Genomic DNA, 12,472 nt, shown 5'->3' with positions numbered 1-12,472 from the left:
ACCCCGGAGTATTTAGAGCCAAAAAGGGAAGAGGAAGATCGAGATGGGTATTTCATTGCGCAAGGCGCGGACAATTATTCGCAAATCACTGGAAAAAGGCCGCGAGATGGAGCTGAAGCCTTTGTCCGTGGTGGTTTTGGATGCAGGTGGCCATGTTCAGGCGTTTGAGCGCGAAGATGGCGCAGCGCCGGGGCGGTTTTCAATTGCCCATGGCAAGGCTTACGGCGCGGTGATGTTGGGCATGGCGGGCACGGCGCAGATGAAGCGGGCCGAGGATCAGGCCTATTTCATGGCGGCGGTGAACGGTGTCTATGGCGGGCAGGTGATCCCGGTACCGGGCGGTGTGCTGTTGCGCGACAAAAAAGGCGCGGTGATTGGTGCGGTTGGCGTCACGGGTGATACCTCTGACAATGACGCGGCAGCGGCGCTGGCGGGGATCGAAGCGGCGGGTCTGACCGGCGAGATCTGATGGGTGGTTGAGGGCGGGAACATCCCGCCCTATATTGCCTCGAACCTTCTAACCATTTGGTGATTTATGGCCCGTCCAGTTGTTGGTATTATCGGCAATTCCTATTTGTTGAATGATCAGTATCCGGTTCATGCGGGCGGGCAGATGAACGCCGACGCGCTGGCCGAAGTGGCCGGTTGCATGCCGTTGATCATTCCCAGCGACCCCAAACATGTGAGCGTTGCTGAACTGCTGGAGGTTTGTGACGGGTTTTTGCTGACCGGCGGGCGGCCCAACGTACATCCTGAGGAGTACGGCGAAGACGCGACCGAGGCGCATGGGGATTTTGACCGGGCCCGCGACGCGATTGTTTTGCCCCTCGTGCGGGCCTGCGTGGAGCGCGGCCAGCCGTTTCTGGGCATTTGCCGCGGTTTCCAAGAGGTCAATGTCGCAATGGGCGGCACGTTATACCCCGAGATCCGCGATTTGCCGGGGCGCATGAACCACCGGATGCCGCCCGAGGGCACCATCGAGGAAAAGTTCGAGCTGCGCCATGATGTGACCTTTACCGCAGGCGGCGTCTTTCACGAGCTGATGGGGGCGCCGGTGGTGCGGACCAACACGCTGCATGGGCAGGGGATCAAACATGCCGGGCAACGGATTGTGATTGATGGCCATGCCGAAGATGGCACGCCTGAGGCGATCTATGTCGAGGGCGCGCCGGGGTTCACCTTGGCGGTGCAATGGCATCCGGAATGGAATGCAGCGGGTGATCCTGTGTCGCGGCCATTGTTTTCCGGATTTGGTGGTGCGGTGCGCCAATGGGCAGAGAATGGCGCCGCGCCAGCCCTCAAGGCGGTCTGAATTCACAAAGCAACACGCGCCGTCTTTTGGCATTGCGGTACAGCGGGGCCAAGCGGCGGGGGCAGGGGATATCCTCGCGCGAGGTCGCGGTGGATGGATGAATACTGCCAATCTTGCGGGGTATCGCACAGACCGGCTTCAACCGGGCTGTGATAGATCAATCCGCGATGACGGACATAATCGGCGTTGCCCCGGAGGGGCTGGCACCAATAGCCGCGTTGCCAGATGCCTTTTTCACCCTTTTTGATTTGTGAAGGGCTGCGATAAGGCGCGGGCGGCAGATGCCTGGAAAACCGCGCTTTGAGCATGCCAATCCGGTTTGCGATATCTGCATCATCCGGTGGCAGGCTCCAGATCATGTGGATCGTTGCGGGCAGAACTGCGATCGCGTCTATCCGGAAACCATGATGGCGCAGGGTACTGCGCATCGCGCTGCGCAACTTGCCAATGCGGCGGAGCAACAGATCACTGCCAGGATCGGCGAGACGGAGCGTGAAAAAGAAGCGTTTGGGATCAAAGAGGGACGGAGGCAAATCTTGCATGGCGTTCAAGCTACGCGGATCACAGTTAACACTTGGCTAACGCAGAACGGCAGTGCCGAGATCGGCGGCAGAGCACCCGAGCCGCCCCTGGTGCGGGCGCGACCTGCGGCGATTCACCCCTGCAAATGCGGTCAGCGGGGCCATAACATTCTGATCACGACACTTTGCGCCTAAGAAACAGCATTTTTGGGAAGGATTTCCCCGGTTTGACGCCCCGAAACATGGTCTGCCGCTTGTACAATTGTGGTCCGCACGGTATCGGATACGCAACAAAGTTGCGCCAATGGGGTGCGGCTCATTTGCGGGGGATTTTGAATTGAAGATCGGAACGCCAAAAGAGATTTTTGAAGGGGAAGCCCGCGTTGCAATGACGCCGGAGTCGGCCCTTCAGTTGCAAAAACTCGGGCATGATTGTGTGGTTGAAACGGGGGCGGGCGCCGCTGCTGGTTTTGATGATGCGTCATATAAGGCTGCGGGCGTGGAGGTGGTCAAAACCGCCGCTGCGCTTTGGAAAGCGGCGGATGTTGTGGCCAAGGTGCGGGCGCCAAATGACGCCGAGCTGAAACGCCTGCGGGCCGATCAGACGCTGATTTCGTTCTTCAACCCGGCGGGCAATAGCGAAGGCATGGAAGCGGCAGCCAAGAAGGGCGCAACTGTCATCGCGATGGAGATGATCCCGCGTATTTCCCGCGCTCAGAAAATGGATGCCCTGTCTTCGATGGCCAATATCGCGGGTTACCGCGCTGTGATCGAGGCGGGCAACAATTTCCCACGCTTTTTCACCGGGCAGATCACGGCGGCGGGCAAGGTGCCTCCGGCCAAGGTTCTGGTTGTTGGTGCCGGTGTGGCCGGCCTTGCGGCGATTGGCACGTCCACTTCGCTTGGTGCGATCACCTATGCCTTTGACGTGCGTCCAGAAGTGGCCGAGCAGGTCGAATCCATGGGCGCAGAATTTGTCTATCTCGACTTTGAGGAAGAACAGCAGGACGGCGCGGCCACAGGCGGCTATGCCTCTGTTTCCTCACCGGAATTCCGCGAAGCGCAGTTGGCCAAATTCCGCGAGCTGGCACCGGAAGTGGACATTGTGATCACAACGGCGCTGATCCCCAACCGCGAAGCGCCGGAGCTTTGGACCGAAGACATGGTCAAGGCGATGAAGCCGGGCTCTGTCATCGTGGATCTGGCGGCGGAAAAGGGCGGCAATTGCAAGCTGACCGTGGCAGATGAAAAGATCGTGACCGACAATGGCGTGACCATCATCGGCTATACGGATTTCCCAAGCCGGATGGCGACGCAGGCCTCAACGCTTTATGCGACAAACATTCGCCATTTGATGACGGATCTGACCCCTGAAAAAGACGGTGTGATCAATCACGACATGGAAGATGACGTGATCCGCGGCGCGACCGTGACCCACGCCAAGGAAATCACCTTCCCGCCGCCGCCGCCCAAGATTGCGGCAATTGCGGCAGCCCCCAAGAAGGAAGCGCCCAAAGAGCTGACGGCCGAAGAAAAGGCCGCGCAAGAGGTCGCCGCGTTCAAACAGCAGACCAAAAACCAGGTTACATTGCTGGCCGTGGGCGGCGCGTTGCTCTTGGCGGTTGGCCTTGTGGCGCCAGCCAGCTTTATGCAGCACTTTATCGTGTTTGTTCTGGCGGTCTTTGTTGGCTTCCAGGTGATCTGGGGCGTGGCACACAGCCTGCACACGCCGCTGATGGCGGTGACCAATGCGATTTCGTCGATCATCATTCTGGGGGCGCTGATGCAAATCGGTTCCAGCTCATTCCTGGTGATATTACTTGCTGCCTTGTCGGTCTTTATGTGTGGGATCAACATCTTTGGCGGCTTCCTCGTGACACGGCGCATGCTCGCCATGTTCCAGAAATCTTAAGGGAGCGGGTTCATGGATTTTGGTTTTACAACAGCAGCTTACGTCGTTGCAGCCGTTCTTTTCATTCTCAGCCTTGGCGGGCTGTCCGGACAGGAAAGCGCCAAGCGGGCGGTCTGGTACGGGATTGCTGGCATGGCGCTGGCGGTTGCGGCCACATTGATCGGGCCGGGCTCTGGCTTTTGGCTTTTGTCGTTGGTCCTGATCGCGGGCGGCGGTGCCATTGGGTATCAGCTGGCGACACGGGTGCAGATGACCCAGATGCCGGAACTGGTGGCGGCGATGCACTCGCTTGTCGGTCTGGCGGCGGTCTTTGTCGGCTTTAATGCGCATCTTGAGATGGGCAATGTTCTGGCGATGGACGAGGCCGCAAAGAAGGCGACCGAAGGCTTTGCCGCGCTTTTGGCCAAGAAAGACGGTGTTGAGATCGCCATTTTGCGGGTCGAGGTTTTCTTGGGCATCTTCATCGGTGCGGTGACCTTTACCGGTTCTGTGATTGCTTATGGCAAGTTGGCGGGCCGTGTGGATTCAGCAGCGAAAAAGCTGCCGGGCGGGCATTTCCTGAATGCGGCAGCGGCGGCGCTCTCTGTCGTTTGTCTGATCTGGTATTTCAATACTGGTGGTTTCCTGCCGCTCTTTGTGATGACGCTGGCCGCCTTGTTTATCGGCTACCATCTGATCACTGGGATCGGCGGCGCGGATATGCCGGTGGTTGTTTCAATGCTGAACTCCTATTCGGGTTGGGCAGCGGCGGCGATTGGCTTCTCGCTTGGCAACGATCTTTTGATCGTTGTTGGTGCGCTGGTCGGTTCCTCCGGTGCGATCCTCAGCTATATCATGTGTAAGGCGATGAACCGGTCGTTTGTCTCCGTTATTCTGGGCGGCTTTGGCGGTCCGGCAGGCGAACAGATGGCGGTTGAGGGCGAACAGATCGCGATTGAAGCGGATGGCGTTGCAACGGCCTTGAACGAGGCCGACAGCGTGATCATCATTCCGGGTTACGGCATGGCAGTGGCGCAGGCCCAACAAGCGGTGTCTGAGCTGGTGAAAAAGCTGCGCGCCAAGGGCAAGAATGTGCGTTTCGCCATTCACCCCGTTGCGGGGCGTTTGCCGGGCCACATGAACGTGCTGCTGGCGGAAGCCAAGGTGCCATATGACATCGTTATGGAGATGGACGAGATCAATGATGATTTCCCGGATACCGACGTGGCAATCGTGATCGGCTCCAACGACATCGTGAACCCTGCGGCGCAGGACGATCCGAACAGCCCAATCGCTGGCATGCCGGTGCTGGAATGCTGGAAGGCCAAGCAGGTGTTCGTGTCCAAACGCGGGCAGGGCACGGGCTATTCCGGGATCGAGAACCCGTTGTTCTTTAAAGACAACACGCGGATGTTCTACGGCGATGCCAAAGCGTCTTTGGACAAGCTGTTGCCGATGATCGACTGACGTTTTCTTTCAAAGAAAACGGCGCGGAATTTTTGAAAAATTCCGGTGCATCAAGATCAAACGCCCTGCCAGAATTGGTGGGGCGTTTTTCTTTGGCGCAGACCGTGTAATTGACGCTGCGCCAATGACAGTCCTGCCCATTCACGTCACCACCAAGCCGCTGGCGTAAGCGGCGTTGTGTGATCGGCTCTTGGTCATAACAACCACTCCAGATATTGCTGGTAGAGGAGCCAACATGACCATTCTTGCCAATATCCCGATTTGGGTTTTTCCGCTGTTCATCTTGTTGCTGGTGGTGGGCCTGCGGGCGATGCAGCGCAGGCACTTGCCTGTGGCGTTGATCTATTCGATCCCTCTGCTTGGGGTGCTGGGTCTTCGGGCGATCATCGCCTTGCCAGCTGGCATGTGGATCTGGTTCGTGTTTGCAGGTTTTGGCGCCTTCGGGGTGAGGGCCGGGATGGCGTTGCAAAAGCGTTGGTTGATTGCGCGGGACGGCAACCGGGTTGAACTGGAGGGAGAGCCGCTGACGCTGATCTTGATGATGAGCGTGTTTGCGGGAAACTTTGTCGTTGGTCTGGTGTCGGAAGTGGCGCCGGAGGTTTTGACTATGGCTTTGTTTCAGTTTGGATTTGCCGCGCTGCTGTCCACCGTTTCGGGGGTCTTTTGCGGTCGGGCGCTTTGGGTCTTTCGGGCGTCAGGGGCGTGATAACGGCAAGCCATTGGTGCTCAGTATACCGAAGTACACCGCCAAGGTGCTGATTTATAACATTTTTCTCTATTCAGATCGAAAAATTTCCCTATGGTGGGCGAAATGTCCCCGACTGCCCGGATTTGACCCATGGCCCCGATCAAAGACCACCCCAACCGCTATGCCCTCTCGGGGGAGCTTCACGCGCGGCCCTTTCCATCGCTTGCTGCGCCCTCAACGGCGGTTTTTCTGGCGATCCAACCCTCACCCGATCCGGCCAAGCGTGACCGCAGCGCCGATCACGCGCATTTGGTCGCCCTGCTGGATCACTACGGTGCGCCGCATCCCGGTGCGGATGCCACGCATTACTACGGCGAGATGGGGAAATACTGGCTCAAGTGGGAACAGCACACGGAATTTGTGACCTACACCGTGTTTTCGCAAGACGTGTCGGACAGGCCCTTTGATCCAGCGGAGTTTGACGTTTTCCCCGACTATTGGCTTGAGGCCGTGCCGGGCGGGCGCATCACATCGGCGCTGCTGCGGTTGATGCCGCGCCCCGAAGAAGACACAGCCATCGCCGATCAACTGCGCAATTGGTTTGTGCCAGAAAGCCTTGCGGTGGCCACGGTGCTGGAGGGGGCTGCGGTGGTGGCCACCGATTTCCGGATTGATCCGGCGGGCCATCTGCGCATGGCAATCTTCACGGCCGAGACCACAGGCAAACGCCGCATCGGACGTATTCTGCAACGGCTTTGTGAGATCGAGACCTACAAGGCGGCCTCGATGCTGGGGTTTGCGATGGTCAAGGAAATGTCGCCGCAGCTGAACCGGCTTGATAGCAAGTTGACCGATCTGATGGCGCAGATGCGCGGATCCTCAGCGGTGGCGGAGGACACGCTGCATGCGCTTTTGGATATCTCGGTCGAGCTTGAGACGCTGTCGGTGCAATCGGCCTACCGGTTGGGCGCGACGGGGGCCTATCAGGCCTTGGTCAACCAGCGGATTCTGGCGCTGCGCGAGACGCGGTTCATGGGGCGGCAAGGCTTTGGTGAGTTCATGATGCGCCGCTATGAGCCAGCGATGCGCACCGTGCAATCTACCGAGGCGCGGCTCAAGGAAACATCGGCGCGGGCGATCCGTGCCAGTGAGTTGCTCAGAACGCGGGTGGATGTGGAGCGCTCGGCCCAGAACCAGGCCATTCTGGCCAGTATGGACCGCCGCGCCGATCTGCAACTGCGCCTGCAACACACTGTTGAGGGGCTGTCCGTGGTGGCGATCAGCTATTATGCGGTCTCGCTGACCGGATATCTGCTCTATCCATTGGCGGGGGTGATGGGGATGAGCAAGGGCATGCTCATCTCACTGATCACTCTGCCGGTAGTGGGGGCTGTTTGGTGGATGGTGCGGCGCCTGCGAAAGCGCCTTGGCTGAGCAGGGCATGGGTCAGTTTGGCCCCGACCGCGATCATCACAATCGCCAGAATGGCAGCGACAGACAGTGTCGGCACACCTGACAGGCCTGCACCAAGGGTACAGCCGCCGGCCAATACACCGCCGACGCCCATCAGGGCCGCACCCAGCAGGTAACGCCCCGTCTGACGCGGCGCTTCAAAGCTTTGCCACTGGAAGCCGCCAAACAGCAGGCTGGCCAGCAAGGCGCCGACAAACACGCCACCCAGAAGGCCGGTTCCGAAACCGGCGGGGATCGAACTGCTGGCGATGCTCCAGAACAGGGTTTCTGATGCCGGAGAGGTGAACGACAGGCTTTCCATTGCGATGGGGTCAAAATCATCAAAGAGGACAAAGCCAGTGCCAACCCATGCTGCAGGCACCAATAGGCCGATCAAGGCGGCCATGACCAATTGCCCAATTGGATTGCCGGACTGAAGGGCAAAGATCAGGGCGACCATGACAATCATGCTGGTCCAGACCCATGCGCCGCCGGGCAGGGCGGCGAGGCTGATGTAATCGCCCATTTCAACAGTGACACTGCCCAGAGCCACGCGCAGGGGCGCCAGAACGCCCTTCAGCGTCATATGGGCCACCACGGCAAAGACCAGCACCACCAGCGCCGCACGCAGGTTGCCAGAGCCGGAGAGAACCGTCAGCCTAGAGATACAGCCACGTGTCAGCACCATGCCAGCGCCAAACAGCAGGCCACCGGCCGCGATGGCGAGAATGGGCAGGGCAGAGGACATAAAGCGGTGCTCGTCAAAGCTGATCCATTCGGCGGCAACCGCGCCTTGGGTGCCGACCAGCGCAAATGCCAATGCCATCAACCAGACGCCGCCCGCGGCACGGCGATCTTCGCCCACAAGAGAGCGGCGGAAACAGAACTTGGTGCGCTGCGCCAGAACGCCAAACACCAGACCAATCATCGCCGCCAGCAGAACAGACGCCTGCCGCGCAGTGGTTTCTTCAAAGCCAAAAGACTCAAACATCGCCGTAATCTCCAAAATCGGAATATTTTCCCATTTGGCGCGATATACATTGCCAATCAAGCATATGAGAATGTGATTGGTGGCTATTGGGCGGGAGATTGTTCTGAAAAAGGGTGGAGGATCAAAACATCCTCCACCCTTTGTTGATATGTCAGAACGTTGTTTGGCTCAGCGCGCCAGAGGTGGCGCATTGATCCTTATTTGCCTATCGGCCGCGGATCCGCGGATCGAGCGCATCGCGCAGGCCATCGCCAAGATAGTTCACGCTCAGCACCGTCAGAGAGATCGCGATGCCGGGCAGCAAAACCCGCTCAGGGAAGTCCTGCATCCGCTGCACCGCATCCGCGAGCAGCTTGCCCCATGTCGGGTAGTCCGACGGGAAGCCAACGCCGAGAAAGCTGAGCGCGCTTTCGGTGATGATCGCGGTGGCAAGGCCAAGGGTGGCAGACACCATAATGGGCGAGATCACATTGGGCAGCAGGTGCCGGCGGATGATCTTGCCCGAGGTGGTCCCGATGGAGCGGGCGGCGAGGATGAACTCGCGTTCCTTGAGCGCCAGAATGTCGCCGCGCACGATCCGCGCGGTTTGCATCCATGACGTCAGGCCGATCACCGCAACGATCAGGATGAACATGCCGCCCTCGGGGCCAAAGCGCGAGTTCAGCGGCTGCCGGAACAAGGTCACGGCCAGCAGAACCAGTGGCAGGATCGGCAGCGACAGCACCAGATCGGTAAAGCGCATAAGCCAGAAGTCCATCCGTTTGAAGTAGCCGGAAATCACACCAATGGCGGTGCCAATCACGAGGGCCAACCCCATGGCCAGCCAACCTACAGACATGGACACACGGCCACCGGCAATCATCTGGGCCATGATATCGCGGCCCAATTGATCGGTGCCAAAGGGATGGGCCCAACCGGCTTTTGCATCAGCTTCCCACAGCAGGGTGTAAATCGGCCGCCAATTCTTGTTGCGAATATCAAGCCCCTTGGGATCAACATCCCACAGGTAGGGGCCAAAGATCACGGCAAAGGTGATGAAGATCAGGAACCCACCACCAAAGACCGCGCCTTTGTGTTTGCGGAACTGGTCCCAGACATCACGCCACTGGCTGCGCGGCGGCTTTTGCGGCTCTTTGTCGGTGAGCGCGCCAAAGGTCTCGATATCGGCCTCGATGGGGCTTGCGGGGATAGGTTGCTCAGTCATAGCGGATCCTCGGGTCAAGCGCGCCATAGAGGACGTCGGCAATCAGGTTAAACAGAACGATCAGGATGGCGAAGATAAAGGTCAGGGTCATCACCATGGGCAGATCGTTGGCAAAAAGCGCGGTCAGCAGAAGCTGGCCGATGCCGTTCACCTTGAAGACGTTCTCGGTGATGATCGCACCGCCAAAGATCGCGGGCATGCCAAGGGCAATCACTGTCACAACCGGGATCATCGAGTTGCGCAGCACATGCACCATGACCACCACGCCCTCGCGCAGGCCCTTGGCACGCGCTGTGCGCACATAGTCCTGATTGAGGTTGTCCAGCATCGCACCGCGCATATAGCGGCTGATCTGGGCGGTGGTTTGCAGCGCCAGCACCATCACGGGCATGATCATCTGAAAGAACTGCACCTTAAAGCTGGCCCAGTCAGTCACCACATGGGTGGTGTCATAGATTGACGGCAGCCAGCCCAGATAGACCGAGAAGATCACGATCAGCAGAGGGCCGGTAAAGAAGGGCGGGATCGAAAAGCCGATCATGGTGATAAACGTACCGGCCTGATCAAAGACCGAATAGTGTTTGTAGGCCGAATAGATCCCGATCGGGATCGCAATCACGATGCCAACAACATAGCTCAGGCCAACAACCCAAAGAGTTTGCGGCATCCGCTGCACCACGATGTCCATCACCGGAGAGCGGGTTTGCCAGCTGATCACGCGCAGCTTGCCTTCGGAGAATGCGGTGTCGGGCAGCCAGCTAAACAGGGTCGAGGTGTTGGTCAGGTAATCGACAAAGACCAGCGGTTCGATCCAGAAGAACTGTATCAGCCACTTGTAGTACTGGACATGGATCGGCTGACCCAGACCCAGCGCCTCGCGCATCTTTTGTTTAACCTCGGGCGGCACCGTCAATGGCACCTGTGCCATCGGATCGCCCGGAGCGAGTTGGAGAAGAAGGAAAATAACGAGACTGATGAACAAAAGTGTCGGGATCGACAGCAACAATCGTCGTAGGGTGAAGGTCAACATAAGCGTCGCCTTTGCAATTCAGTCTGATGGGGTGGGTGAAGGTGCAGGGCGAGACAAATCCCGCCCTGCCGCAAAAAGAGAGAGGCGGGCCAGACGACCCGCCACTCTATTATTCCTTGATGCGATACCAGTCAGCAACGTTCCACAGTTCGCTGTCCCATGTGTTCAGGACAACACCGCCCAATGTGTTGGACGCAGCGGAAACACGACCACGGTCAACCAGTGGCACAATTGTCATCGTGTCTTTGGTGAGCATGTTGTTCAGCTTCTTGGAGATTTCACCGCGCTTGTCCAGTTCACCTGTGCGGGACAATTCGTCCAGCAGGGCGTCATATTCTGGATCACAGAAACGGTTGATGTTTTCACCCTGCCACTGGCTGGATGGTTTTGGCTCGTTGCCACAACGGTAGGCCGACAGATAGGCCTGTGGGTCTGTGCCGTCGAAGTTGTTGGCGTACATTTCAACGTCCGCATAGAACTTCTGGAAGGTGTCAGGGGAACCTGGGTCACCACCAAAGAACACGGAAGCGTCCAGGTTGCGCAGTTCAACTTCTACGCCGATCTGGTTCCACCAGTCTTTGATCAGGGCTTGGAAATCCTGACGAACGGCATTTGTCGATGTCTGGTACAGGATCGACAGTTTCACGCCGTCCTTGTCACGTACACCGTCGCCATCGCTGTCCACCCAGCCAGCTGCGTCGAGCATGGCTTTGGCACCGTCGATGTCTTGTGTCAGACACTCGGTGTTGTCGGATGCATAAAGCGCAGGCGCAGGCACCAGGTTACAGGTCGGACGACCCGCCTGGCCGTAGCCAACTTCGACCAGCAGTGGACGGTCAATTGCCATGGACAATGCCCGGCGGACCGCTTCGTCAGACAGGAACGGGTGCGGATGCGCAACTGTTGCGCGCTCGCCCTCGGCCAGATCTGGCGATGGGTTGGTCAGGTTCATTTCCAGACGCTCAACCAGCGTACCGAATGCAGAGATCGGCTTGCCTTTGCCCGCTTCGGCCATTTTGGCCAGAACATCGGGTGCCAGCTGCATGTTCCATGCATAGTCAAACTCGCCGGTTTCCATAACCGCACGGCCCGCTGCAACCGCATCACCGCCACCTTTGAAGGTCAGCGACGCAAAGGCAGGTTTGCCTTCTTCGCGGAAGTTTTCGTTGGCTTCCATGGTGATCACGTCATTTGGACGGAATTCAACAACTTTGAAAGGACCGGTGCCAATTGGGTTAAAGTTGGCTTCGGTACATTCTGGGGCCTTGGCGCCGAGGCATTCAGCAAACTGAGCTTTTTGAATGATCGGGGACTGGCCGCCCATGAATGGGCCATATGGGTTTGGTTTGGCTTCGGAGAAATTCACCGTGACCGTCAGGTCATCCACAACTTCGACCGAATCAACGCCGTCAAACTTGGAACCCTGCGCACAGCCACCTTCAGGGTGCATACAGTATTCCGCCGTAAATGCGACGTCGGCAGATGTCACAGGAGAGCCATCAGACCAGACAAGGCCGCTTTTCAGCTTCCATGTGATGGATTTGAGGTCTGCGCTTACGCCGCCATTCTCAACTGTTGGGATTTCTTCCGCCAGATAAGCGACCAATGCGCCGGTTTCGTTGTAGCGGCCAAGTGGTTCAACCACGAGCGAGGCCGATTCGAGATCCTTGGTGCCGCCGGACAGGTATGGGTTCAGGATCGATGGCGCTTGCCAATAAATGATCTTGACCTCACCGTCGCGCCCGCGTTCGCCGGAATGGCCGTCCGCGAGGGCGAAAGGTGCAAAGGCAGCTGAGGCAATTGCACCCATCAAAAGGGTTTTCATTTTCATTTTTTACTCCTTGTTGGACACGTGTTGCGTGTCGCGTTTTGGGGTGGGGTTGGTCCGCACCCTTTCTTGTCGCATTGAGTTTGGT

General features: G+C 58.3%; 11 protein-coding genes. 6 read left to right on the top strand and 5 right to left on the bottom strand.

The genetic code is table 11. The features are described from left to right. The first annotated feature begins 43 nt into the window (after positions 1–43). Together C8N31_RS04615 and C8N31_RS04610 are read left to right on the top strand one after the other, a co-directional pair. Positions 44–469 (top strand): GlcG/HbpS family heme-binding protein, encoded by a 426-nt coding sequence (locus tag C8N31_RS04615; RefSeq protein WP_025048898.1) that lies wholly within the window; start codon positions 44–46, stop codon positions 467–469. Positions 470–535: 66 nt separating this feature from the next. Beyond that, entirely contained in the window at positions 536–1,312 is a 777-nt protein-coding gene (locus tag C8N31_RS04610) for a gamma-glutamyl-gamma-aminobutyrate hydrolase family protein (protein WP_025048899.1), read from the top strand. Between the two features lie 2 nt (positions 1,313–1,314). On the opposite strand, the gene C8N31_RS04605 is transcribed toward C8N31_RS04610, so the two are convergent. Beyond that, positions 1,315–1,854, bottom strand: coding sequence for an REP-associated tyrosine transposase (locus C8N31_RS04605; protein ID WP_025048900.1), 540 nt, complete (start codon positions 1,852–1,854; stop codon positions 1,315–1,317). A 316-nt stretch (positions 1,855–2,170) separates the two neighbouring features. On the opposite strand from C8N31_RS04605, the gene C8N31_RS04600 reads away from it, so the two are divergent. The 4 genes from C8N31_RS04600 (at position 2,171) to C8N31_RS04585 (ending at position 7,313) form a co-directional block, all read left to right on the top strand. After that, the gene (locus tag C8N31_RS04600; RefSeq protein WP_025048901.1) at positions 2,171–3,745 is read left to right on the top strand and encodes a Re/Si-specific NAD(P)(+) transhydrogenase subunit alpha; all 1,575 of its coding nucleotides are present in this window, start codon (positions 2,171–2,173) and stop codon (positions 3,743–3,745) included. A 12-nt stretch (positions 3,746–3,757) separates the two neighbouring features. Continuing rightward, positions 3,758–5,191 (top strand): NAD(P)(+) transhydrogenase (Re/Si-specific) subunit beta, encoded by a 1,434-nt coding sequence (locus C8N31_RS04595; protein WP_025048902.1) that lies wholly within the window; start codon positions 3,758–3,760, stop codon positions 5,189–5,191. Between the two features lie 235 nt (positions 5,192–5,426). Beyond that, a complete protein-coding gene (locus C8N31_RS04590) occupies positions 5,427–5,897 on the top strand; it encodes a hypothetical protein (RefSeq protein WP_025048903.1) in 471 nt (156 codons plus the stop codon). Positions 5,898–6,029: 132 nt separating this feature from the next. After that, positions 6,030–7,313, top strand: a complete 1,284-nt coding sequence (locus C8N31_RS04585) for a DUF3422 family protein (protein ID WP_025048904.1) — start codon at positions 6,030–6,032, stop codon at positions 7,311–7,313. On the opposite strand, the gene C8N31_RS04580 is transcribed toward C8N31_RS04585, so the two are convergent. From C8N31_RS04580 to C8N31_RS04565, 4 genes are all read right to left on the bottom strand, one after another. Next, positions 7,249–8,322: a YeeE/YedE family protein gene (locus tag C8N31_RS04580; protein WP_025048905.1), complete on the bottom strand. Its 1,074-nt coding sequence runs from the start codon at positions 8,320–8,322 to the stop codon at positions 7,249–7,251. The two genes, C8N31_RS04585 and C8N31_RS04580, sit on opposite strands and share 65 nt — an antisense overlap. A gap of 205 nt (positions 8,323–8,527) precedes the next feature. Continuing rightward, on the bottom strand, positions 8,528–9,526 hold the full coding sequence (locus C8N31_RS04575; protein WP_025048906.1) for an ABC transporter permease: 999 nt from the start codon (positions 9,524–9,526) through the stop codon (positions 8,528–8,530). After that, positions 9,519–10,556: an ABC transporter permease gene (locus tag C8N31_RS04570; protein WP_025048907.1), complete on the bottom strand. Its 1,038-nt coding sequence runs from the start codon at positions 10,554–10,556 to the stop codon at positions 9,519–9,521. Before C8N31_RS04570 ends, C8N31_RS04575 begins: the two co-directional genes overlap by 8 nt. Positions 10,557–10,665: 109 nt before the next feature. After that, positions 10,666–12,387, bottom strand: coding sequence for a peptide ABC transporter substrate-binding protein (locus C8N31_RS04565; protein ID WP_025048908.1), 1,722 nt, complete (start codon positions 12,385–12,387; stop codon positions 10,666–10,668). Between the last annotated feature and the right edge of the window lie 85 nt (positions 12,388–12,472).

It is taken from the genome of Sulfitobacter mediterraneus, from assembly GCF_003054325.1.
In the GTDB taxonomy this organism is placed as follows: Bacteria; Pseudomonadota; Alphaproteobacteria; order Rhodobacterales; family Rhodobacteraceae; genus Sulfitobacter; species Sulfitobacter mediterraneus.
This window is presented reverse-complemented; position numbering and strand designations above follow the sequence as displayed.

Coding starts and splice junctions, on each gene's coding strand:
- C8N31_RS04615 (WP_025048898.1), top strand. CDS start 44: ATGGGTATTTCATTGCGCAAGGCGCGGACAATTATTCGCAAATCACTG.
- C8N31_RS04610 (WP_025048899.1), top strand. CDS start 536: ATGGCCCGTCCAGTTGTTGGTATTATCGGCAATTCCTATTTGTTGAAT.
- C8N31_RS04605 (WP_025048900.1), bottom strand. CDS start 1,854: ATGCAAGATTTGCCTCCGTCCCTCTTTGATCCCAAACGCTTCTTTTTC.
- C8N31_RS04595 (WP_025048902.1), top strand. CDS start 3,758: ATGGATTTTGGTTTTACAACAGCAGCTTACGTCGTTGCAGCCGTTCTT.
- C8N31_RS04590 (WP_025048903.1), top strand. CDS start 5,427: ATGACCATTCTTGCCAATATCCCGATTTGGGTTTTTCCGCTGTTCATC.
- C8N31_RS04585 (WP_025048904.1), top strand. CDS start 6,030: ATGGCCCCGATCAAAGACCACCCCAACCGCTATGCCCTCTCGGGGGAG.
- C8N31_RS04580 (WP_025048905.1), bottom strand. CDS start 8,322: ATGTTTGAGTCTTTTGGCTTTGAAGAAACCACTGCGCGGCAGGCGTCT.
- C8N31_RS04575 (WP_025048906.1), bottom strand. CDS start 9,526: ATGACTGAGCAACCTATCCCCGCAAGCCCCATCGAGGCCGATATCGAG.
- C8N31_RS04570 (WP_025048907.1), bottom strand. CDS start 10,556: ATGTTGACCTTCACCCTACGACGATTGTTGCTGTCGATCCCGACACTT.
- C8N31_RS04565 (WP_025048908.1), bottom strand. CDS start 12,387: ATGAAAATGAAAACCCTTTTGATGGGTGCAATTGCCTCAGCTGCCTTT.